Consider the following 21,172-nt stretch of genomic DNA (forward strand, 5'->3'; position numbering starts at 1 on the left):
CATGAATGCAGTGATGGGATCGGGCACACGTCGATACGACGGCACAGATCCCGCCCGGGTTCACCACCGCGGTGTGATCACCGCGGCCGACAGGCAGGATTCATTCCGACGGGGCCGAGGTCCAGCGCTGCTCGACCTTGGCCCAGCGCCAGTAGGCGACGGCAATGATCCAGGCCAGCACGAACAGGCCGACAATGCCGAATCCGACATTGTTCAGGTTGATTCCGGCGATCCAGTCGGTGATCGGGTTGACGAAGTCCGCGTCGTCGTGGAGGACGGTGATCAGCTCGATGGAGCCGACGACCAGCGCCACCGCGATCGACAGGGCGGTGATGGTCAGGTTGTAGTAGATCTTGCGGACCGGTTCTGAGAAGGCCCAGTCGTAGGCCACGTTCATGAACAGTCCGTCGAGGGTGTCCATCAGGCTCATGCCCGCGGCGAACAGCAGCGGCAGCACCACGATCGCGTACCAGGGCAGTCCGGCCGCGGCGCCGGAACCGGCGAGGGCCAGCAGGGCGACCTCGGTGGCGGTGTCGAAGCCCAGCCCGAACAGCACACCCACCGGATACACCTGCGCCGGCCGGCGCACCGCCCGCATGACCGGGCCCAGCAGCCGGGCCAGCGCACCGCGCGCCTGCAGCGCGGCCTCCAGCTCCTCGGCATCGAACTCCCCGCGCCGGCTGCGCTGGAACACTCGCCAGATCCCGATCAGCGCAACCACATTGAGCAGCCCGATCAGATAGAGGAACGATCCGGACGCCACCGTCGACACCATGCCCAGGGTCTTACGGGTCGGCGAGTCGTCATCGACCAGCTCGCCGACCACCCGCGCACCGGCCACCACCAGCGCCGCCAGCACGAACACGATCGTCGCGTGCCCCATGGCGAACCAGAACCCCACCGACTTGGGCCGCTGCCCATCGGCCATCAGCTTCCGGGTCGTATTGTCGATCGCCGCGATGTGGTCCGCGTCGAACGCGTGCCGCAGGCCGAACGCGTATGCGGTGAAACCCAATCCGACCCCGAACACCTGCGACCCGAGCTGATAGCTGTGCGGCGCCACCGCCCCGAACAACAGCCCGAACGCCACCACATGGATGGCCGCGACCACCCCGAGCAGCACCCCCGCCTCGATCCAGTCCCGCCGCGACCAGTCGTGCAGGACATGCCGCAACCGACGGCGCGCGGGGACAGCGGAATTCGAACCAGGATCGACAGACATGCGCGCAGAGACCTTCTCGGGGAACCCGCGTCCCCGCACGTAGGGCTGTGGCGATGTGAGGTCTGACTCCCGTACCGCCGCAGCGGCCCGGACACAGTGGCGCGACCGTCCCGGATTCCCACCGGGTTCCCACCATCGTCACAAAATGTTCGCCCGACTATACAGAGCAGCGCCAACGGCCCCGCCGGCCAGCGGTCCCGGACGATCACCTGCCCGAATGACATCGGATTCGTGGTGGACCGTCTCCGGACGACCGGGGAACCACAGTGCAGGAGACCGGTCATGAGTACTTAAGTACGACAGATTCCCAGGTCCGGCATTCTTCATAACGTTGTGCTCATCAAGTTCACACCAGCAAGGAGAACCGACATGAGCGACATCAACGAACTCGTCCAGCGCTACCTCACCGCCTGGAACACCACCGACGCCTCGGCCCGCGCGGCCCTGGTCGCCGAACTGTTCACCGACGACGCCGAATACACCGACCCGCTGTGCTCGGTCCGCGGGCACGCCGGGCTGGATGCCACCATCGCCGCCGTCCAGGCCCAGTTCGCAGGACTGGAATTCAGCCTCGGTGCTCCGGTCGACGCGAACCACCACATCGCCCGCTTCACCTGGCACCTCGGTACTCCGGGCGCGGAGCCCCTGGTCGTCGGCTTCGATGTCGCCGCCCTCGCCGAGGACGGGCGCATCGAACGCGTCTACGGCTTCCTCGACAAGGTTCCCGCCGGGGCTTGATCGTTGCGCCGCAAGCAGTTCGGAGGCGCGGCGGTCGGCGATTGCCGGAACTTCAGCGAGGCCGGGTGGCCGCTCGATGCGGGCGGCCACCCGGCCGACGTCGATCAGCGGTAGGAACCGGCGCTCAGGTCGGCTGTTGCGCTGGGGCCCTGGGGGTTCCAGGAGAGGTCGGTGCGGGCGGCGTGGCCGGTGACGGATTGGCTGAGGGCCAAGGCTTCGGCGAAGGGAGCGCCGAGGGCGGCTTCGGCTTCGGCGAGGGGCCAGATCACCGGGTCGCCGGAGACACCGGCGGCCTGGGCCGCAGCGGTGGCGAGGTCGAGCACCGAGACGGCGGGCTCGGTGATCGCATGCCAGATGGTGCCCGCCGGAGCCGATTCGACGACCTTCACGAAGAGGTCGGCCAGGTCGTCCACGTGAACGGTGGGCCATACGACAGTGGAGTCGGCGACGACGACCGGGGCATTGTGCTTGCGGGCGAGATCGACCAGGAGAGCGGGGATTCCGCCATTGCGGCCGTGCACGATGCCGGGGCGGATGACGGCGGCGCGGACGCCCGCATCGGCGAGGGCGAGGACCTGGCGTTCGATGACCGGGCGGTAGCCGACGATGGGAATGGCGTTGGTGGGCGCGGATTCGTCGGCGTCATCGGTCGCGCCGAGGACCCAGACGCCGCTGGTGTAGACGAAGGGCTTGCCGGTGCCGCGCAGCGGGTCGGTGAGGGCGGCGATGGCGGCGGCGTCCACATCCGCGTCTCCACTGGGGGTGGCGAGGTTGACCACGGCGTCGATATCGGGGGTGACGGCGGCGGTGAGGGATGCCGGATCGGCGAGATCGCCGGTGCGCGTCTCGAATCCGGCCTCGCCGTCCTTACCCGGCCGTACCAGTGCCACCACCTCGTGGCCCAGTCCGGTAAAGCGTTCGGCGACCGCGGAACCCAGGTAGCCGCCGGCCCCGATGATCAGTACTCGCATGAATCTTCTCCTCCATCTCGGCCACGCCGGCCGTCTTCACGACAGCCTCGTCGGCCGCACTGGTATTCCGCTGTCAGCAGGTACGTTCTCGACTACCAGCAAACAGCAGGTCAATTACCGGCGAACAGCACGCGATTCGCGTACGCGGTATCGAAATACTCCCGGGCTTCCGCGATTCGGCCGTCGGCGACGCGGAAGGCGATGACGACATCGTTGACATACTCCGCGCCCGCCACGGTGGTCGCGCGGGTGGTCCACTCTGCCACGGCGCGGTCCCCATCGGCGATCACGCCACGCAGCTCCTGGCTCATGGGTTTGGTGGTGTCGAAGCGCGCCAGCATGGCGGGCAGGAAGCCGTGGAAGATCTGATCCGGTCCGACCCAGGTGCCCGAGGTCGGCAGGTCCCCGGCCAGCGTCCAGGTGGCATCGGGCGCGAAGAACTCGCTGCGCCGCTCGACCGCCTCGCCGCCCTGCAGGGCGCGAATGTAGTTCTCGATCACCGTCCGGGTCTCGTCTGTGCTGCTCATGCCATTCAGTTCACTGGAAATCCCGAGCCCGACCAAGGGGCAGCTCACACACTCTGCGATAAAGAACGCTTATCGATGCAGGGTGCCGGACCCTCGATACGGGAAAGCGCCCGTGGCGTTCGGCCACGGGCGCTTTCACGCTCGGAGAGTCAGTCCTTGACCAGGGCGACGCCGGATGCGTCCAGGGCCTCGGGCGAATCCTCGACCGGCTCCGGCGATTCGGAGCGGTTGGGCAGCAGCACCGCCATCACGATGACGATCAGCGCCAGCGCCGCGGAGACCACGAACGCCAGCCGCATGCCGGACAGATGGGCGTCGAGCGGGTTGGCGCCGCCATCGGTCAGATGGGTGGCCCGCGACGTCATGACCGTCACCACCAGCGCGGTGCCGAAGGCGGCGGCCACCTGCTGCAGCGTGCCCAGCATGGAACTGCCGTGCGAGTACAGGTGCATCGGCAGCGCGCCCAGGCCCAGCGTGAACACCGGCGTGAAGGCGGCGGCCAGCGACACCATCAGCAGGATGTGCAGCGCCACCAGCGCCGGATACGGCGTGGTCAGCGAGAGCTGCGTGAAGCCGGCGAGGGCGGCGGTGATGCCGATCGCGCCCGGAATCACCAGGACGCGGCCGCCGAACCGGTCGAACAGCCGGCCCACGGTCGGACCGAGCAGACCCATGGCCAGACCGCCCGGCATGACCAGCAGACCGGTCTGCAGCGGGCTCAGGCCGCGCAGGTTCTGCAGGTACAGCGGCAGCAGGATCATCGAGCCCATCATGGCCAGGAAGGCCACGGCCATCAGGACCAGTGCCTTGGCGTAGGTGCCGGACAACAGGATTCGCAGATCCATCAGCGGGCTGCCGTTGCGCTGCAGGTACACCTGACGGAACACGAAGATGGCGACCAGGGCCACGCCGCCGGCGACGATCAGCGCCGGAGTCAGCGCGCTGCCCGCGCCGAACTTGCTCAGGCCGTACACCAGCCCGCCGAAGCCGAGGGCCGCGAACGCCACGCTGAACCAGTCGATCGAACCCGCTTGCGGCTCACCGACGTTCTCCAGTTTGCGCAGCCCGAACCAGGTAACCACCCCGGCGATGGGCAGCACCAGCGCGAACAGCCAGCGCCACGAACCGATCTGGAGCACCAGGCCGGAGATGACCGGGCCCATGGCCGGGGCGACCGAGATGGCCAGGGTGACATTGCCCATCACGCGGCCGCGGTCGTGCTCGGGGACGACCGTCATCAGGGTGGTCATGAGCAGCGGCATCATGACCGCGGTGCCGCCGGCCTGGACGACCCGGCCGATCAGCAGCACCGCGAACGACGGCGCGATCGCGGCCACCGCGGTGCCGAGGAGGAAGACACCCATCGCGAGGGAGTACGCGCGCCGGGTACTGACACGCTGCAGGAACCAGCCGGTCACCGGAATGACCGCCGCCATGGTGAGCATGAACGCCGTGGACACCCACTGCGCGGACCGCTCGGTCACGTGAAGATCCGTCATGAGCCGCGGAATCGCATTGATCATGATGGTCTCGTTCAAGATCACCGTGAAGGTCGCGAGCACCAGCAACCGGATGACCGTTGGCGTCCGCTGCTTGGTCGAGCTAGCGGATAGATCGGGCATCGGAAAACCTCCGGGGGTGTTCGTATTCGAGGGGGTGACACGGAATCGGCGAAGGTGCCGTCCGGGGCGTCATATCGATGCAGACGGGTACAGATCGCTCAACTCATCGGTCTCCGGTCAGTATTCCGGCGGGGTCCGACAGAATTCATCCGATTATCGGGTGAACCGCGGCCCCATAGCATGCTGAAAGTGTGCTGTTACCAGCACTTATCGAACTCGGCAAAATTATCGAGTGAGGCAGGTCACGTTTGGGGGGATGCGAGCTCGGATCGGTCCCGGATCCGGAACCCGCCATGATGGAGGGGGATGCCCCGCCGCGATGGTGCGGTGCGGGGCGGGAGGGTGTGAGAACGACCGTGGCCGAACACATTCCGCAGCTGCGTGGACGTGAGCGCGAACAGCAGGCGCTCGACGCCCTGGTCGAGGGTGCGCGCGACGGGCGCAGCGCGGCGCTGGTGCTGCGTGGAGAACCCGGGATCGGCAAGACGGCGTTGCTCGGATACGCCGCCGCGCGGGCGGACGCCGTGCGGGTGCTGCGAGGCACCGGCGTCGAGGTCGAGGCCGAATTGCCGTTCGCCGGACTGCAATTGCTGCTGCGCCCCGCCCTGGACCGGCTGCCCGGCCTGCCGGAACCGCAGCGGGCGGCGCTGGCGGGCGCGCTCGGCCTCGGTCCCGGCGGGCGTGAGCCCATGCTCACCGGTCTGGCGGTGTTGTCGCTGCTCACGGATTATGCCGACGGCGCCGGACTGCTGGTCGTGGTCGACGACGCGCAGTGGCTGGACCGGGCCTCGCAGGACGCGCTGCTGTTCGCGGCCCGGCGGCTGCAGGCCGAGGGTGTGGCCATGCTGTTCGGCGTCCGCGAGGGCGAGGGATCTTTCGAGGCCGCCGGGCTGCCCGAGCAGCGATTGACCGGTCTGTCCCACGAGGCGGCGGCGGCCCTGCTGGATGAGCATGCGCTCACCCCGGCCGTGCGCTACCGGCTGCTGGCCGAGGCGCGCGGCAATCCGCTGGCCCTGCGCGAGCTGCCGCTGGCGATGGCCGCCGAATCGACGTCGGATCTCGCCGCGGGCGCGCTGCCCCTGACCGATCGGCTGCGGCTGGCCTTCCACGGCCGGATCAGTCGGCTGCCGGAGCCGAGCCAGACCCTGCTGACCGTGCTGGCCACCGACGAATCCAACGAACCGGCCGTCGTGCTGCGTGCGGCGGCGAGCCTGGGAGCGGGCATCGATGATCTCGCTCCCGCCGAGGCTGCCGGACTGTTGCAGCGCGGGACCGGCGCCGACCTGTCGATCACGTTCCGCCATCCGCTGATTCGCGCGGCGGTGTACCAACGTGCCCCGCTGGGACAGCGATTGGCGGTGCACCGGGCCCTGGCCGAGGCGCTGGACGCGCCCGAGCAGGCGGATCGGCGGGCCTGGCATCGCGCGGCGGCGGCCCTCGGTCCCGATGCCGAGGTGGCGGATGCCTTGGAGCGCAGCGCTGTTCGCGCGCGCGAACGCGGCGGGCACACGGCGGCGGCCGCCGCCTACGATCGGGCGGCCCGGCTCAGCGATCGGCCGGAGGATCGGACGCGACGTCAGGCGCTGGCCGCCCAGGCGGCGCTGGAGTCGGGTGATCTGGAGCGGGCGGCCGAGCTGGCCCGGCGCACGGCCCGCGAGGTGAGCTCGGAATCGTTGCGCGCCAGTCTTTCCCAGGTGCGGGCGCTGGCCCTCTTCTGGCAGGGCAAGTTTCCGGATGCGCACCGGCTGCTGATCGACGCGGCGACGAGCATCGCGGCCGCCGAACCCGCGCAGGCGGCGGACATGCTGGTGCAGGCCATGCACACCGGGTGGTATCTGGGCGAGGCCGATTTGCGGGAGGTCCTCGAACACCTTGCGGAGCTGCGGTTGCCGGATGCGCTGCCGGTGACCCCGGTGGTGCGGTTCATCGGCCGGCTGTTCGAGCGTGGCCCGGGCCGGCCCTTGGCGCTGACGGACATTCTCGGCGAAATCCGTTCCCGGGGAGAGGTTTCCGACCAGGTCCTGTCGATCCTCTGCGGCTTCGCGCTCGCGCGCGGCCAGGACGGGCCCGCCTTCGATCTGGCCATGTCCCTGGAGGGCAAGCATCGCGCCGCCGGCGCCGCCGGGCGACTGCCGACCGTCCTCTTCTTCGCCGGCGAGGCCGATATCTTCACCGGCCGCCTGCGCGATGCGCGCACCGCGACGGTCGAGGCCCGCGACCTCGCCCGCGACACCGGTCAGCAGCAGTGGGTGCGCCAACTCAGCAGTGTGCTGGCGCATCTGGACGCACTGCGCGGCGATGAGGACGAGTGCCGGGCGCAGGCCGGGCTCGGCCTCACCGGGGATACCCCGGGAGCGATCGCGCCGGGCGCACCGTGGGCGCACTGGTCGCTGGGACTGCTCGACCTCGGGGCCGGGCGAGCGGAATCGGCGCTGTCGCGCTTCGAGCGATTGACGAAATCGCCTTTCGATCACCATATTTGCGCCACCCGGGCGGTGCCGGATCTGGTCGAGGCCGCGGTGCGGATCGGGGCCCCGGAGCGCGCCGCGGCGCCTTTCGCGAACTTCGCCGGCTGGGCGGAGTCGGTGGGACAGGGCTGGGCCGATGCCCTGGTGCTGCGCTGCCGCGCGCTACTGGACGACGAGAATGCCGAAGACCTGTACGCGAAGGCGCTCGAGCTGCACGACCGCGAGGCCCGTCCCATCGAATTCGCCCGTACCGCTCTGCTCTACGGCGAATGGCTGCGCCGCGCCCGCCGCAAGGCCGAGGCGCGCACCCGACTGCACGAAGCCCTCGAGGTCTTCGAACGGCTGGAACTGGACCCATGGTCCAGGCGCGCCCGCCACGAGCTCACCGCGGCCGGCGCACCGGATTCCGATCCGGGTCCGTCGCGCAGTACCGCGACCGGCCTGACCCCGCAGGAATTGCAGATCGTTCGCCTCGCCGCGCAGGGACTGTCCAACCGCGACATCGCCGCGCAGCTGTTCCTGAGCCACCGCACCGTCGGCTACCACCTCTACAAGGCGTACCCGAAGCTCGGCGTCACCTCACGGGGCGAGCTGAAGGATATTGCCGCACAACTTCATTGATCATCGTGACTGCCGGGTCAGGCCTTGATGAACTCGAGCAGGTCGTTGTTGAGCTGCTCGGCGTGGGTGACATAGAGCCCGTGCCCGGCGGCCTGGTACTCGCGGTAGGTCGCACCGGGCAGCAGCTCGGCGGTGCGGCGGCCGGTCATGTCGATCGGCGCCGAGAAGTCGGCGTCGCCGTGCACGATCAGCGCCGGAACGGTGATGCCGCGCACCGCTTCCCGGCTGTCGGCGTGGAAGACCGCCTCCTGAATCTTCAGCGTCGCCCGCGGCGCGGTCGACAGGCACTGGCGGTAGGTGAGGTCCGACTGCTCGGGCGACACCTCGGTGCCGAACTGCTCGGCGAAGAACAGCTGCGACTGCCGGGCCAGCCACTTGGGCCGGTCGGTGCGGATGCGGTGCAGCATGTCCTCGAGCACCGCCACCGGAGCCCCGCCCGGGTTGTCGTCGGTGAGCTTCAGGAACGGCAGCATCGAGCTGACGAAAGCCACTCGCGCCACCCGGGATTCGCCGTGCCGGGCCAGGTAGCGGGCGATCTCCACGCCGCCGGTGGAATGCCCGACCAGGGTGGCCTCGGTCAGGTCCAGGTGGTCGAGCAGGGCCGCCAGATCGTCGACGGTGGTGTCGAGGTCGTAGCCGCCGCGCGGCCGGTCGGAGCGACCGTGGCCGCGGCGGTCCAGTGAGATGCAGCGGTAGCCGAGGTCGGCGAAGAAGGGGATCTGGTACTCCCACATATCGGAAGCGAGCATGGCTCCGGCGACGAACACGATGGCCGGTCCAGTGCCGTAGTCCTCGTAGGCGAGCGTGGTGCCGTCGGTGGGTGTGGTGAAGAACATCGGAATCCCTTTGACTCGGATCGCTGGTTCGAACTTGATGAACACCACGTTATGAAGATCCGCGTGACCGGGAATCTGTCGTACTTAAGTACTCGCGACCGGTCCCCGGCACGCGTCGACGGATGCGTTCGGCCACCCATTCCCACCATCGGCCGGAGCGTCGGCATACGATTGGCAAACCAGTCGGAAAAGGCCCGGTCAGCCGGATTCGACCGGGATACAGTCAGGAGTCACCAATGACCAAATTCCTGGTGATCTACAAGTCGGATCAGTCCGCTCGCGAGCGGATGGCCCAGACCACCCCCGAAGCCCAGGCGGCGGGCATGAAGGCCTGGATGGACTGGGCCGGTCGGGCGGGGTCGGCGATCGTCGATCTCGGGTCGCCGCTGGGACCCGGATCCTTCAATGCCGACGGCGGGATCGGCGGCTTCTCCATCCTGCAGGCCGACTCCAGCGAAGCACTCCAGGAGGTGCTGAAGGGCCATCCGCACACCGAATGGGGCGGCACCATCGACATCTACGAATTCCTGGCCATGCCGGGCATGTGACGACGGGAGTTAGTGCACGCCCTCCATGTGGCGGCTGATCCAGGGCGCGACGGCCCAGACGATCGCGCCGACGACCATGGCCACCAGGCCGGTGATGCCGAAGTACACCAGTTCGTGGGACGGGTCGTAGAACTTGGACAGCACGCCCGACATCGAGGTGCCGATGCCGACCGAGAAGAAGTACAGGGCCATCATCTGAGCGCGAAAAGCGTTGGGGGCCAGCTTCGTCGTGACCGAGAGACCGATCGGCGAGAGCATGAGCTCCGAGACCGCGAACGCGCCCAGGATGAAGAACACGATCACGAACGACACCGACTTGCCGTGGCTGCCCGCGAACAGGGTGAACAGCAGGAAGGCCGCGCCCATCCCGACCACGCCCAGCGAGAACTTGCGCGGGGTGCTCGGGGAGCGCATGCCCAGGCGGGTCCACATGATCGCGAACAGCGGCGACAGCGCGATGATCCACACCGGCTCCATGGAACCGATCCAGCTCGACGGCGCGGTCCAGCCGAAGATGGACCAGTTCATGCGGTCGTCGGAGTACACCGCCAACACGGTGAAGATCTGCTGGAACAGCGACCAGAACACCGCGTTCGCGATGAACAGCGGCATGTAGGCGCGCACCCGGGTGCGCTCGATCGGGGTCACCTTTTCGCTGGTGAGCATGATGGCGAAGTAGGCGATCGAGGCCACGACGATCACGACGGTGGTGGCGTCGGGCAGGTTGGACAGCGTCACCAGCTTGGTGGCCCAGGCGAAGGCGACCAGCACGAGGATCGCGGCGAAGGCCGTCACAACCTTGGGAATCGCGGTGCGCGGCAACGGGTTCGGCACATCGCGGCCGTGCTCGCCCAGGTTCTTGCGGAAGATGACGTACTGGGTGAGGCCGATCGCCATACCGATGGCGGCCGCGCCGAAGCCGTAGTGGAAGCCGACGTGATCCTGCAGCAGGCCGGTGATCAGCGGACCGGCGAAGGCGCCCAGGTTGATACCCAGATAGAACAGCGTGAAGCCGCCGTCCGCGCGCGGATCGTCCTTCTCGTAGAGGGTGCCCAGCAGCGAGGAGGCATTCGCTTTCAGGCCACCCGATCCCAGCGCGACCAGCACCAGACCGACGCCGACACCGGTCAGGCCGGGCAGAATGGCCAGCGCGATGTGGCCGGCCATGACGACGACGCCGCCGTAGAAGACGGTGCGCTCCGAGCCGAGCAGCCGGTCCGCGATCCACGCGCCGAGCACGGTCGACAGATAGACCAGACCGCCGTAGGCGCCGACGATGCCGGTGGCGGTGGACTTGGCCATGCCGAGGCCGCCGTCGGTGGCCGTGTAGTACAGGTAGTAGCCGAGAATCGTGAGCATTCCGTAGAACGAGAACCGTTCCCACAATTCGACGCCGAACAGATTCGCGATACCGATGGGGTGGCCGAACAGGGTCCGTTCAGTGGCCGGTTTCGCGTCGTGAGCTACTCCTGACATACCGGCGACCCTCCCATAAAAGGCAATCCGACAGCAACCTCAGATGTTAACCTGCGTCACAATTGCCAAGGGAATGTTCAGAATGCGCGCGGCCGAGGGACAAATGCCCCGCAGCCGCTCGATGAGTGACCTGATCAGGCAATAGACAGTGCGATGCCATCCAGGATGTCGTGTTCGCTGACGATCAGCTCGCGGATCCCGGCCCGCCGCGCCAGCTCATCGGCAAGCACTTCGGCTATTACCGCGCCACCGCCGATCACATCCACCCGGCCCGGATGCATGGGCCCGAGCGCGGCACGTTCGTCGTGGTTCATGCCGATCAGCCGATCGCACACCTTGCGCAGGTCGGCCAGCGGCAGGCGGGTGAGATGCACACGGTCCGAATCGTATTCGGGCAGATCCAGCGACACCGCGGCGATCGTGGTCATGGTCCCGGCCACACCCACCCAGGTGTGCGCCCGCTCCACCGGCACCACGCCGAACGCCTGCGCCAGCCGCTCCGAAGCGAAGAAGCGCGCCGAGGCGACCTCCTCGCGGGTGGGCGGATTGCCGTGCAGGCAGCGCTCGGTGATGCGCACGCAACCGATATCGGCCGAGTACGCCGCGTGCACGCCGGACGCGTCGCCCAGCACCACCTCGGTCGACCCGCCGCCGAGATCCACCACCACGAAAGGCCCTGCGGCGCTGGACAGTTCGCCGACGGCACCGGCGAAGGACAGCCGCGCCTCCTCGTCGCCGCTGATGACCTCGGCCTGCGCCCCCGGCACCACCCGGCCCAGCTCGACGCCGGTCATGGTGAAGAAGTCCTCGCGGTTGGCGGCATCGCGCGTGGCGGAGGTGGCCACCATCCGCACCCGCGTCACACCGTGCTTCAGCATGAGGTCGACATAGTCGCCCAGCGCCACCCGAGTGCGTTCGATCGCTTCGGGATTCAGCGCACCCGTGGCGTCCACGCCCTGGCCCAGTCGCACGATCCGCATCTCCCGATGCACATCGGTCAGATGCGGCTTACCGTCGGCGTCGCGCGCGACATCGGCGATCAAGAGCCGGATCGAGTTGGTTCCACAGTCGACGCCCGCGATCCGCTCGTGCGCTTCCGCACCGGGGGCCGCACTCCGCGCGAACTCTGCGTTGCTCATCCCTGACCTCTGAATTCGACTGGTTCTGAACACATCTCGCCGAGCAGGCCACCCGGCCCTCGCGGCGGCGCGGCCGACTCCACGCCCTCGGCAGCCTACCCATCCCGCTGCCCGCTGCGGTCGATCGAACCTCACGAGAGCGGCTGAGCTCGCGCCCTGCTCCGCATCGGTGCCCGCCCGCCGGACCGGCGCAAGCCAGTTGTTCATCCGGGCGCGGCCGGCTCATTCGCCGGCGGTCTCCGAATCGGTACGGTACTCCTCGGATTTCGGCCAGTCCGCCGGAATGGCGGTGCCGCGCAAGCCGTGGTCGGCGGCCAGGGCGACGGCCTCGTCGCCGAGGGGGTTGAGGCCCGGGCCCTTGGCCAGGGAGTGTGCGATGAGAACGTGCAGGCACTTGACCCGGTCGGGCATGCCGCCGCCGGCGAAATCGGTGCCGAGGTCCTCGATGGCATTGCGCTCGGACAGGTAGCTGTCGTACGCGGCGCGGTAGGCGGCGGCGAGTTCCGGGTCACGGGTGAGGCGTTCGGACATGTCGCGCATCAGCCCGGTGGTCTCCAGACGGCTCGCCTCGGCGGTCAGGCGCGGGTCCGTCAGGTAGTACAGGGTCGGGAAGGGGGTGCCGTCCGGGAGCTTGGGCGCGGTCTTGACCACCGCGGGCAGGCCGTCCGGAGTGCGGTAGGCGATGGCGAGCACGCCGCGCGGAGCCCGGCCCAGTTGCTCGGCGACGATCGCGAGATCGCGCTCGCCGGGGACGTTCTCGGCTGCGGTCACCTGGGTTGTCCTTCCTCGGTGGGGGCGGGCGGCGGGGGCGCCGGTGCGGGTGGCGGGGTGGAAGCCGGGGCGGCGACGGGCTGCGGCGAGGAAACGCTGTGCCACAGCTGCGTGTACCAGGGGTCGGGCTCCCGGGGTTTGGCGGGCTGGGTCGGGATGGCCGGCTGCTCGATCTCGGGGATCTGCACGATGTAGGGCGTGTCCCCCGGCATCACCAGCCGCAGGCGGTCCCGGGCCTCGGCCTTGATGTAGTTCGGATCCTGTTGCTGCGCACGGCGATCGCGCAGGCTCACGACCTCCTCCTCCAGCTGGCGATGCTGAGCGGCCAGCTCGGAGGCGTCCGAGCGCTGCGTGAAGTAGGTGCGCAGCGGCACCGCCAGGGTCAGCGCGAGCCCTGCCAGCACGGCGGCCAGCAGCACCGCACGACCGGTGGACAGGCCGAGGATCTTGCGTTCGTGCCGTTCGGATTTCGCGGCCGCCCTGGGGGCGGTGCGACGCTTGGGAGCCGACTTCCCGGAGGTCGTGCGGCTGCTGCTCGAGCTCGAAGATTTCGCGGCGGCACCGGATTTCGGGACGGCGGCGGATTCACTCCGCTTCCCGGCCGAGCCGCTCTTGGCGCGAGCGGAGCGCGACGGGCGCCGGTCACTTCGTCCTGCCGGACTAGTTCCGCGCGCCCGTCGCTCCGTCATCTCACACCTCGAAATTCAGTAGTAGTCCCAACTCTCGGGGTCCGGGTCGGGGCTCGAGCTACCGATTATTCAGCCTTCGAACGCGAATCGCGGGAAGGCGGCGTCACCGGCGTAGCGCGCCGAGTCGCCCAGGGCGTCCTCGATACGCAGCAGCTGGTTGTACTTGGCGACACGCTCCGAGCGGGCCGGGGCGCCGGTCTTGATCTGGCCGGAGCCGACCGCCACCGCCAGGTCGGCGATGGTGGTGTCCTCGGTCTCGCCGGACCGGTGGCTCATCATGGTCTTGTAGCCGTTGCGGTGGGCCAGCTCGACCGCGTCCAGGGTCTCGGTCAGGGTGCCGATCTGGTTGACCTTCACCAGGAGTGCGTTGGCCGCGCCCTTGGCGATGCCCTCCTCCAGGCGGTCCGGGTTGGTGACGAACAGGTCGTCGCCGACGAGCTGTACCTTGTCGCCGATCTGGTCGGTCAGGGAGACCCAGCCGTCCCAGTCGTCCTCGGACAGCGGGTCCTCGATCGAGACGATCGGGTAGTTGCCGAGCAGGCCGGCGTAGAACTGGGCCATCTCGGCGGCGGTGTGCAGCTTGCCCTCGAACTTGTAACCCTCACCGGTGGTGTAGAACTCGGTGGCGGCCACGTCGAGCGCGAGCGCGATCTCGCTGCCCAGCTTGAAACCGGCCTTCTCGATCGCCGAGGCGATCAGGTCCAGGGCGGCACGGGTATTCGCGACCGACGGCGCGAAACCGCCCTCGTCGCCCAGACCGGTGGACAGGCCCTGGGACTTGAGTACCGACTTCAGGGTGTGGTAGACCTCCGCGCCCCAGCGCAGCGACTCCTTGAAGGTGGCCGCGCCGATCGGGGCGATCATGAACTCCTGGACGTCGACGCCGGAGTCGGCGTGCGCGCCACCGTTGAGGATGTTCATCATCGGCACCGGCAGGACGTGGGCGTTCGGGCCGCCGACGTAGCGGAACAGCTCCAAGCCCGAGGACTCGGCGGCCGCGCGGGCCACCGCGAGCGAAACACCCAGCAGGGCGTTGGCGCCCAGACGCGACTTGTCCGGGGTGCCGTCCAGATCCAGCAGGGTCTGGTCGACGGTGCGCTGCTCGACGGCGTCGAGACCGATCACGGCCGGGGCGATCTCGTCGAGGACGCCCTCGACGGCCTTCTGCACGCCCTTGCCCTGGTAGCGGTCGCCACCGTCACGCAGCTCGACGGCCTCGTGTTCACCGGTGGACGCGCCGGAGGGCACGGCCGCGCGGGTGAGGGTGCCGTCGTCGAGAGCGATCTCGACCTCGACAGTGGGGTTGCCACGCGAATCCAGGATCTCGCGAGCTCCGACCTGTTCGATGATGGCCACGAAACGACACTCCTTCGGCTGCTGACTCGGCAGGTCGCACGGCGAACCCGTGCGCTGACGAGCCTACTGTGCCGGGATCGCGCCGACGCATCCCCCCATCGGCGCGCCCGCAAGATATACCGGCCCGGCAATGCGACACGCTCTTTCGATCTTGATGTCGGGCCGGAAGCGGGTTCAGACCCTGCGGCCCACGCTGTAGGCGGCCGCGCGGTAGCGGACGGTGTTCATATAACTGGTGGATTGGTTGTAGGTGAGCAGCGCCTGCTGCCAGCCGGGTGCGCCGGTGAGGTCGCCGCCCATGGCGCAGAGATAGCGCGCGGCGGTGAGGGCCGCATCGTCGATATTGTCCGGATCGATCTTGCCGTCGCCATTGGCGTCCACACCCCAGCGCTGCCAGGTCTCCGGGATGAACTGGAACGGGCCCATCGCCCGGACGTACACCGGATTCGCCTCGGTGGAGCTCACGTCCAGAATCCGCGCGCGCCCGGGCGAACCATCCAGTGGCAGTCCGCGTATGGGCGGCGACACCGTCCCGTCATCGGCGATGTGCGATCCGCCGTGCGTGCCGTGCTGGCTCTCCACACTCGCGATGCCCGCCAGCGTGGTCCAGCCGATCCCGCACTCCGGCTTGGACCGCGCCATCACCGCCGCCGCGTATCCGTAGGCCTCCAGGGCCAGCACCGGAATGCCGGTCGGCCCGTGCTGTCCCTCCGCCCAGTCCCGCAGCTGAATCGCGGTGCGCCCCGGCGCATCCAGGTCGATCGGCGGCAGCGGTGCGCCCGCGCCCGGTGGCATGTCGTCCGGGACGGGCGTGAGATTGCTTGTCCCGCAACCGGTCAGCAATACCAGCGCGGCGGCCGTGCCCAGCAGGCCGGCGCGGGTCAGCGGGGCCCGGAGGCCGGCCATTCGGATACGCACCCCATTCATCATCCAGATGGATCGGCGTGGAGGCGAACACCGTGAACACGGTTCGCCCGGGTCGCCGGTAACGATCGTGTTCGACCGGCCTCCGCGCGGGAATCCCATACCAATCCGCTATTTCCACGACACACCCTTAGGTAAGGCTTGCCAAAATTCCGCGGGGGTAATAGCGTCTTTCGCCGAGCCAAGATCACCATGCCACCGCCCAGCCAGGAAGGCCCTTCCGTTGGTGAAAAGCGTTCTCCCCGAACGTAGTCAGCTCCACCCCGCTCAGCTCGAACGGCGCGACCTGTCCGAATCCGCAGCCCGGGCAGTGCGCCACGTCGCTGCTGAGATCGCCGTCACAGTCGGGCGCAGCCCGGAGATCGCGACCACCCTCTCGAACCCCGTCCTGCTGCGCCACATCGACGCCAAGTACGGACGGCTGCCAGACGCCGTGCACGAGGCCATGCGGCCGCCCGCTACCGCGGCGGGCGTGACGGTCATCAGCCGGCTTCCCGTCGACGACGAGGAATTCGGCCCGACGCCGTACAACTGGCGGGAGGCGACCGAACTGGCCGGAACCCGGACACCGCGGTCCGGCTCCTTCCAGCTCGATATCGCCATGCTGCTGCTCGCGCGGTGCGCCGGTGAACCCTTCGGCTGGGAGGGCCAGCAGGCGGGGCGGCTGGTGAACAACATCGTGCCCACGCCCGGCCACGAACACGAGCAGTCGGGCGCCAGCAGCACCGCACTGCTCAGCCCGCACACCGAGGACGCCTTCCACCCGGACCGGGCCAACCTGCTGATGCTCGGCTGCCTGCGCAATCCCGATCGGGTCGCGACCACCGTGTCCTCGATCCGGAACGCGGAACTCGATGCGACGCAGCGGAAGATCCTGAGCACGGCGCGACTGCCGATCCTGCCGGACGTCTCCTACGGCAGCGCCTTCGGCGACGCCCCGGCGCCGCCGATCGCCACCCTCGGCGACGACGCGGGCGGGACCACACTGCGTTTCGACCCAGCGTACACCCCGCTCGACCGTGCCGACGACGAATTTCGCAGCGCCTACCGGCATTTGACCAGCGAACTCGAAAGAGTGTGCCTCGCCGCGGCTTTGGCGCCGGGAGAACTGCTCCTGGTGGACAATGACGTGGTGGTGCACGGGCGGGTGCCGTTCACCCCCCGCTACGACGGCACCGACCGCTGGCTCAAGCGGGTCAATATTCGCCTGCCCCAACGCCGCCGCGACGCCGAGGCCGGGGAGGACGGCTACGGTCAGCGCTTGGTGGCACCGTTCCACACGACCCGAGGACAGAACACGTGAACTGCCGCCCCACCCCGCTCCGCGTACTCAGCCGCAGCGATCTGGCCGACGTCCCGATCTCCCCGGCCGAGGTGGTGCGGGCCGTCGAAGACGCGTATCTCGCACTGGCGGGCGGCGATTCGGACAACCCCCGCAAACTCAGCGTCGCCCATCCCGACGGATGGTCGGTGGCCTACGCCATGCTGGGACGCGACGGGCGGCGCCGGGTGGTGGCCATGAAGACCAGCTACAAATTCGACCCGCACCACGACAGGTCGAACAAGCGGTATTTCACGACGATCTCGCTCTACGACGACGCCACCGGGAACCCGATCGCGCTGATGGACTGCGCCCGCGTCGGCGCCCTGCGCACACCCGCGGTCTCGGCACTGCTGGTGCGCGAATGCGCCCGGCCGGGAGCACGCAGTGTCCTGCTGATCGGCACCGGCACCCAGGGCCGCAATGCGCTGCCCCATCTACTAGCGGCGAACCCGCAGCTGAACCGACTCATGCTCTACGGCACTCACCCGGAAGGACTGGAAGCGGTGTATCAGCAACTGCTGCACCATCATCCGCACGCCGAACTCGACATCGTGAGCGACCCGTACGCGGCGGCGCGCGAAGCGGACATCATTCTGGCCACCGCCGGGCCCGGCACTCAGGTGGCGATCGAGGCCAAGGATCTGGCACCCGGGGCGACCGTGGTACTGGTCGGCTACGGCCTGGCGCCCTCCACCCTCGTCGAGGCCGATCGCGTAATCGCCACCAGCGCAGAACAAATGGCTTTGACCGGAACCGATATGGCGGGTCCCGACGGTCGACTACGCAGGGTCGACGCCGAGCTACCCCAGATTCTCGACCGTCGGGCGGCGGGCCGGACAACCGACGACGAACGAGTTTTCGTTTACAACAGCGGATTGGTGCTCACCGATATCGCCGTCGCGCACGCGCTGGCCAACCGCGCCATCGCCGAGGGGCGGGGCACCGAAGTATCGCTCTGGGACTGAATCAGTGTCGCTCTGGGACATCAGTGTTGTTCTGGGACTGAATCGCCGACTTGATCCGCTGAATTCACGGCAGAAATTCGCCCGTAAAGGTTATTTCGGACATTGATCCAGCCGATAACCGATTGAGTCCAACGTTTCGCACAAACTCTCATGCAGGTTGGCTATCGCTGCCATCAGCCGGGGACCGGGGTCGGGGGTCCACTGCGGGGATGGCCGATGGCCATCTACCGCACCCGAAAGGAAAAATGTCCGCCTCCGTAGAGACCGTGATCGTTCCCCCCGGCACAGCCGACATCACGGCCGCGCCGATGCCGGCCCACCGCCCCGACTGGGAGGAGCAGCTACTCGCCGACACGAAGCTGCTGCGGGAGATGGCCGAAACGATCGGTGGACCATTCCACGTCATGTATCCGGACCGGATCGTCGCGAATATTCGAGCCTTCCAGCGGGTCTTCACCCGCGCCGATGTCGCGGGTGCGATCTACTACGGGAAGAAGGCCAATAAGGCAGCGTGTGTCGTCCGCGCCTGCGCCGAAGCCGGTTCCGGCATCGACGTCGCCAGCGTCGGCGAACTGGAGGCGGCCATGACCGGAGGCATCCAGGGATGCGACCTGATGGTGACCGGCCCCGCGAAGTCGAACCAGCTCCTGGAGCTGGCCACCCGGGCCGGGGCCCTGATCGCCGTCGACGATCTCGATGAGCTCGCACGCCTGTGCGCAATCGGCATCAGCAGCCGGGTACTCCTGCGGGTCCTGCCACCGGGTTCGGACAGCCGCCTTGGAATGACTTCCGATGAAGTAGAACTCGCGCTGACCTTCGTCGACACGAGCTCGATTCGACTGGAAGGCTTCAGCTTTCACCTCAGCGGCTATGAAGTCGCACCGCGCGCCGAGCTGGCCCTGGCGCTGATCGAGCGTTGCTGCGAAGCCCGCGGCCTCGGCCATCCCATCACCACCATCTCCATCGGCGGCGGGTTCGGCGTCGATTATGTCCCAGCGCGGGCGTGGGAAGCCTTCCTCGGCGGCGTCAACCCGCGGTGGTTCCACCGCGACCGCGCGCCGGACTCCTACTATCCCTACCATTGCCCGGTCCCCGGCCCAGCGATGCTGGCGGCCATTCTGGAGCATCAGGATCTGGCAAAGCTTTTGCGCCGAAACGGAATTCGACTGGCTATCGAACCCGGACGAGCCCTGCTCGACAGTGCAGGTAGCACCGTATTCGGAATCCAGGGCGTGAAAGTCAGGACCGCACATGAAGTCCCGTACCTCATCGTCACCGCGAACGGCACCAGTCTCAGCCTCTCCGAACAATGGTTCGACAGTGAATATCTGCCTGATCCCGTTCTGTGGCCGCAAAGTGCGGGAAACCCCACCCCGACCTGCGTCGGCGGATCCTCCTGCCTCGAAGAAGACATGCTGAGCTGGCGTCGGATCCCACTCCCCCGCCCGGCGACCACGGACGATCTGCTCATCTACCCGAATACGGCCGGTTATCAGATGGACAGCAATGAGTCGTCATTCCACGACTTGCCCATACCGCCGAAGATAGTGTTGCGAAGCTCGCCGGATGGACGACAATTCGATTGGACCTTCGACACCGACGGTTTCCCAATCTGAACGGTTTCGCGCTCACCGCCCGCTACCCGCTCCATCGACTTTCCCGAGGAGAAGTACTCGATGCCGGTTATTGTCAGGCGAGTGTCCGAGCTCATCGGACGGACACCGCTATTCGAGCTGGCCGTCAGCCCCGAGACCGGGACCCGGCTGCTGCTGAAGCTCGAAGCCATGAACCCGACGGGCACCGCCAAAATTCGGATGGCCCGGGCCATGGTGCTGGACGCGGAACAGCGCGGACAGCTGCTGCCGGGAGGCCATATCATCGAATCGACCTCCGGGAATACGGGTTTGGGATTGGCCGTGGTGGCACGGGAACGCGGGTATCGGTTCACGGCCGTGGTGGACCACCACGCGTGCCCGGCGAAGTTGAATGCCATGCGGGCGATGGGAACCGAGCTCGAATTCGTCTCCGACGACGGCGACGACGGCCTCTCGACCTCGGCGCGGGAAGAACGCGCAGCGCAGATGGCGCAGGAGGAGGGGCCCGGCGCCTACTTTCCCGCTCAGCACGACAACCTCGCCAATGGCGTCGGGTACCACGCGCTGGCCGAGGAACTGCTCGAGGACCTCGAGCGGATCGACATTCTGGTCGGCGCGGTGGGCACCGGGGGTTCGCTGTTCGGTACGGCTCGCGGGCTGCGCGACCACGGGTGCGCGCCACGGTTGGTCGGCGTGGAGCCGGAGGGGTCGATCGCCTTCGGCGGTCCGGCCCACGACTATTGGCAGTCGGGCACCGGAACGCCGCTCGGCGCCACCCCCGGAATCCATGTGGACCAGGATCTCCACCTGATCGAGGAGCGCGATCGGGTGAAGGTCTCCGACGTCGACGCGTTCGCCACCGCCCGAGCGCTGGCCGCCACCGCGGGGCTGCTGATCGGCGGTTCCTCCGGTAGTTCGGTGTACGCGGCCCTGACCCGGCTCCAGGAGTACCCGGATTTCTCCACCGTGGTCGTCATCATCAATGATGACGGGGAGAAGTACCTGGACACCGTTTTCGACGCCGCCTGGATGAGCGACCGAGACCTGATCGATCTGGAACGCGAGACCAAGGTAGTGGAGCTGCTGAAGACCTACACACCGCCCAGCCGTCCGGACCCCGGCGAACTCACCGTGCGTCGTCACCTCCATCGTGCGTTGCCGGACAATTTCGCCGTCGAGAAGGGACTCACCGGCGCGAATCTCGAGGACTACGCCGACGCGAAGGTGCCGCAGGCCAACCTGATTCACCTGCTGCGCCAGGTCGACATGCCGCCGCACGAAATCGGCGAGCTGCTGGCGAGCGGCAATGACAACGACGTCCACCTGGCCCTCGAGAAGCACCGGCAGCGGCTGGTCGACCAGCGCGCGATGGTCGATCAG

17 protein-coding genes, 1 pseudogene and 1 riboswitch are annotated in these 21,172 nt (G+C 68.1%); of the genes and pseudogenes, 7 read left to right on the plus strand and 11 right to left on the minus strand.

The window, feature by feature from the left end:
* Positions 1 to 100 precede the first annotated feature (100 nt).
* Positions 101 to 1,222 carry a HoxN/HupN/NixA family nickel/cobalt transporter gene (locus ACFXIV_RS09275; RefSeq protein WP_379397661.1) on the minus strand — a complete coding sequence of 374 codons (1,122 nt, stop codon included), beginning with the start codon at positions 1,220 to 1,222 and terminating at the stop codon, positions 101 to 103.
* Between the two features lie 59 nt (positions 1,223 to 1,281).
* Positions 1,282 to 1,353: riboswitch (cobalamin riboswitch) on the minus strand.
* A 238-nt stretch (positions 1,354 to 1,591) separates the two neighbouring features.
* Between ACFXIV_RS09275 and ACFXIV_RS09280 the strand changes: the two genes are divergently transcribed.
* Positions 1,592 to 1,960, plus strand: a complete 369-nt coding sequence (locus tag ACFXIV_RS09280) for a nuclear transport factor 2 family protein (RefSeq protein WP_364625112.1) — start codon at positions 1,592 to 1,594, stop codon at positions 1,958 to 1,960.
* A 104-nt stretch (positions 1,961 to 2,064) separates the two neighbouring features.
* Here the strand turns inward: ACFXIV_RS09280 and ACFXIV_RS09285 are convergent, their stop codons facing one another.
* The 3 genes from ACFXIV_RS09285 to ACFXIV_RS09295 form a co-directional block, all read right to left on the minus strand.
* Positions 2,065 to 2,931 (minus strand): NAD-dependent epimerase/dehydratase family protein, encoded by an 867-nt coding sequence (locus tag ACFXIV_RS09285; protein WP_379397660.1) that lies wholly within the window; start codon positions 2,929 to 2,931, stop codon positions 2,065 to 2,067.
* A gap of 110 nt (positions 2,932 to 3,041) precedes the next feature.
* Positions 3,042 to 3,458 carry a nuclear transport factor 2 family protein gene (locus ACFXIV_RS09290; RefSeq protein ID WP_379397659.1) on the minus strand — a complete coding sequence of 139 codons (417 nt, stop codon included), beginning with the start codon at positions 3,456 to 3,458 and terminating at the stop codon, positions 3,042 to 3,044.
* Between the two features lie 149 nt (positions 3,459 to 3,607).
* Positions 3,608 to 5,080, minus strand: a complete 1,473-nt coding sequence (locus ACFXIV_RS09295; RefSeq protein WP_379397658.1) for an MDR family MFS transporter — start codon at positions 5,078 to 5,080, stop codon at positions 3,608 to 3,610.
* Between the two features lie 356 nt (positions 5,081 to 5,436).
* On the opposite strand from ACFXIV_RS09295, the gene ACFXIV_RS09300 reads away from it, so the two are divergent.
* Positions 5,437 to 8,169: a helix-turn-helix transcriptional regulator gene (locus tag ACFXIV_RS09300; protein WP_379421231.1), complete on the plus strand. Its 2,733-nt coding sequence runs from the start codon at positions 5,437 to 5,439 to the stop codon at positions 8,167 to 8,169.
* Positions 8,170 to 8,186: 17 nt separating this feature from the next.
* Here ACFXIV_RS09300 and ACFXIV_RS09305 read toward each other — a convergent pair whose 3' ends face one another.
* Positions 8,187 to 9,053: an alpha/beta fold hydrolase gene (locus ACFXIV_RS09305; protein ID WP_379397655.1), complete on the minus strand. Its 867-nt coding sequence runs from the start codon at positions 9,051 to 9,053 to the stop codon at positions 8,187 to 8,189.
* 188 nt (positions 9,054 to 9,241) lie between these two features.
* Here ACFXIV_RS09305 and ACFXIV_RS09310 point away from each other — a divergent pair, with 188 nt between their 5' ends.
* A complete protein-coding gene (locus ACFXIV_RS09310; protein ID WP_379397653.1) occupies positions 9,242 to 9,553 on the plus strand; it encodes a hypothetical protein in 312 nt (103 codons plus the stop codon).
* 9 nt (positions 9,554 to 9,562) lie between these two features.
* Here the strand turns inward: ACFXIV_RS09310 and ACFXIV_RS09315 are convergent, their stop codons facing one another.
* From ACFXIV_RS09315 to ACFXIV_RS09340, 6 genes are all read right to left on the minus strand, one after another.
* Entirely contained in the window at positions 9,563 to 11,029 is a 1,467-nt protein-coding gene (locus ACFXIV_RS09315) for a peptide MFS transporter (protein WP_379397651.1), read from the minus strand.
* A gap of 134 nt (positions 11,030 to 11,163) precedes the next feature.
* Complete coding sequence (locus tag ACFXIV_RS09320; protein WP_354833215.1) at positions 11,164 to 12,168, minus strand: Ppx/GppA phosphatase family protein; 1,005 nt, start codon at positions 12,166 to 12,168, stop codon at positions 11,164 to 11,166.
* 222 nt (positions 12,169 to 12,390) lie between these two features.
* Positions 12,391 to 12,939 carry a DUF501 domain-containing protein gene (locus tag ACFXIV_RS09325; RefSeq protein WP_379380266.1) on the minus strand — a complete coding sequence of 183 codons (549 nt, stop codon included), beginning with the start codon at positions 12,937 to 12,939 and terminating at the stop codon, positions 12,391 to 12,393.
* Positions 12,936 to 13,628, minus strand: a complete 693-nt coding sequence (locus tag ACFXIV_RS09330) for a septum formation initiator family protein (RefSeq protein ID WP_379397649.1) — start codon at positions 13,626 to 13,628, stop codon at positions 12,936 to 12,938. Before ACFXIV_RS09330 ends, ACFXIV_RS09325 begins: the two co-directional genes overlap by 4 nt.
* 69 nt (positions 13,629 to 13,697) lie before the next feature.
* Entirely contained in the window at positions 13,698 to 14,984 is a 1,287-nt protein-coding gene (gene eno / locus ACFXIV_RS09335; RefSeq protein ID WP_354833209.1) for a phosphopyruvate hydratase, read from the minus strand.
* A 174-nt stretch (positions 14,985 to 15,158) separates the two neighbouring features.
* Positions 15,159 to 15,911, minus strand: coding sequence for a lytic transglycosylase domain-containing protein (locus ACFXIV_RS09340; protein ID WP_379397647.1), 753 nt, complete (start codon positions 15,909 to 15,911; stop codon positions 15,159 to 15,161).
* Between the two features lie 223 nt (positions 15,912 to 16,134).
* On the opposite strand from ACFXIV_RS09340, the gene ACFXIV_RS09345 reads away from it, so the two are divergent.
* The 4 genes and pseudogenes from ACFXIV_RS09345 to ACFXIV_RS09360 all read left to right on the plus strand — a co-directional run.
* Entirely contained in the window at positions 16,135 to 17,211 is a 1,077-nt protein-coding gene (locus ACFXIV_RS09345; protein ID WP_379397645.1) for a TauD/TfdA family dioxygenase, read from the plus strand.
* The gene (locus tag ACFXIV_RS09350; protein ID WP_379380274.1) at positions 17,208 to 18,197 is read left to right on the plus strand and encodes an ornithine cyclodeaminase family protein; all 990 of its coding nucleotides are present in this window, start codon (positions 17,208 to 17,210) and stop codon (positions 18,195 to 18,197) included. The genes ACFXIV_RS09345 and ACFXIV_RS09350 overlap by 4 nt, the downstream gene beginning before the upstream one ends.
* Before the next feature lie 209 nt (positions 18,198 to 18,406).
* The gene (locus ACFXIV_RS09355) at positions 18,407 to 19,813 is read left to right on the plus strand and encodes an alanine racemase (protein WP_379421232.1); all 1,407 of its coding nucleotides are present in this window, start codon (positions 18,407 to 18,409) and stop codon (positions 19,811 to 19,813) included.
* Positions 19,814 to 19,873: 60 nt separating this feature from the next.
* A pseudogene (locus tag ACFXIV_RS09360) lies at positions 19,874 to 20,923 on the plus strand (cysteine synthase family protein); the annotation flags it as partial.
* Positions 20,924 to 21,172 lie beyond the last annotated feature (249 nt).

This window comes from Nocardia sp. NPDC059236, assembly GCF_042754085.1.
Classification (GTDB): Bacteria; Actinomycetota; Actinomycetes; order Mycobacteriales; family Mycobacteriaceae; genus Nocardia.

Excerpts from the sequence above, each read along its gene's own strand:
- ACFXIV_RS09295 (WP_379397658.1), bottom strand. The coding sequence starts at position 5,080 with ATGCCCGATCTATCCGCTAGCTCGACCAAGCAGCGGACGCCAACGGTC.
- ACFXIV_RS09340 (WP_379397647.1), bottom strand. The coding sequence starts at position 15,911 with ATGAATGGGGTGCGTATCCGAATGGCCGGCCTCCGGGCCCCGCTGACC.
- ACFXIV_RS09290 (WP_379397659.1), bottom strand. The coding sequence starts at position 3,458 with ATGAGCAGCACAGACGAGACCCGGACGGTGATCGAGAACTACATTCGC.
- ACFXIV_RS09275 (WP_379397661.1), bottom strand. The coding sequence starts at position 1,222 with ATGTCTGTCGATCCTGGTTCGAATTCCGCTGTCCCCGCGCGCCGTCGG.
- ACFXIV_RS09315 (WP_379397651.1), bottom strand. The coding sequence starts at position 11,029 with ATGTCAGGAGTAGCTCACGACGCGAAACCGGCCACTGAACGGACCCTG.
- ACFXIV_RS09280 (WP_364625112.1), top strand. The coding sequence starts at position 1,592 with ATGAGCGACATCAACGAACTCGTCCAGCGCTACCTCACCGCCTGGAAC.
- ACFXIV_RS09285 (WP_379397660.1), bottom strand. The coding sequence starts at position 2,931 with ATGCGAGTACTGATCATCGGGGCCGGCGGCTACCTGGGTTCCGCGGTC.
- ACFXIV_RS09310 (WP_379397653.1), top strand. The coding sequence starts at position 9,242 with ATGACCAAATTCCTGGTGATCTACAAGTCGGATCAGTCCGCTCGCGAG.
- ACFXIV_RS09355 (WP_379421232.1), top strand. The coding sequence starts at position 18,407 with ATGGCCGATGGCCATCTACCGCACCCGAAAGGAAAAATGTCCGCCTCC.
- ACFXIV_RS09320 (WP_354833215.1), bottom strand. The coding sequence starts at position 12,168 with ATGAGCAACGCAGAGTTCGCGCGGAGTGCGGCCCCCGGTGCGGAAGCG.
- ACFXIV_RS09330 (WP_379397649.1), bottom strand. The coding sequence starts at position 13,628 with ATGACGGAGCGACGGGCGCGCGGAACTAGTCCGGCAGGACGAAGTGAC.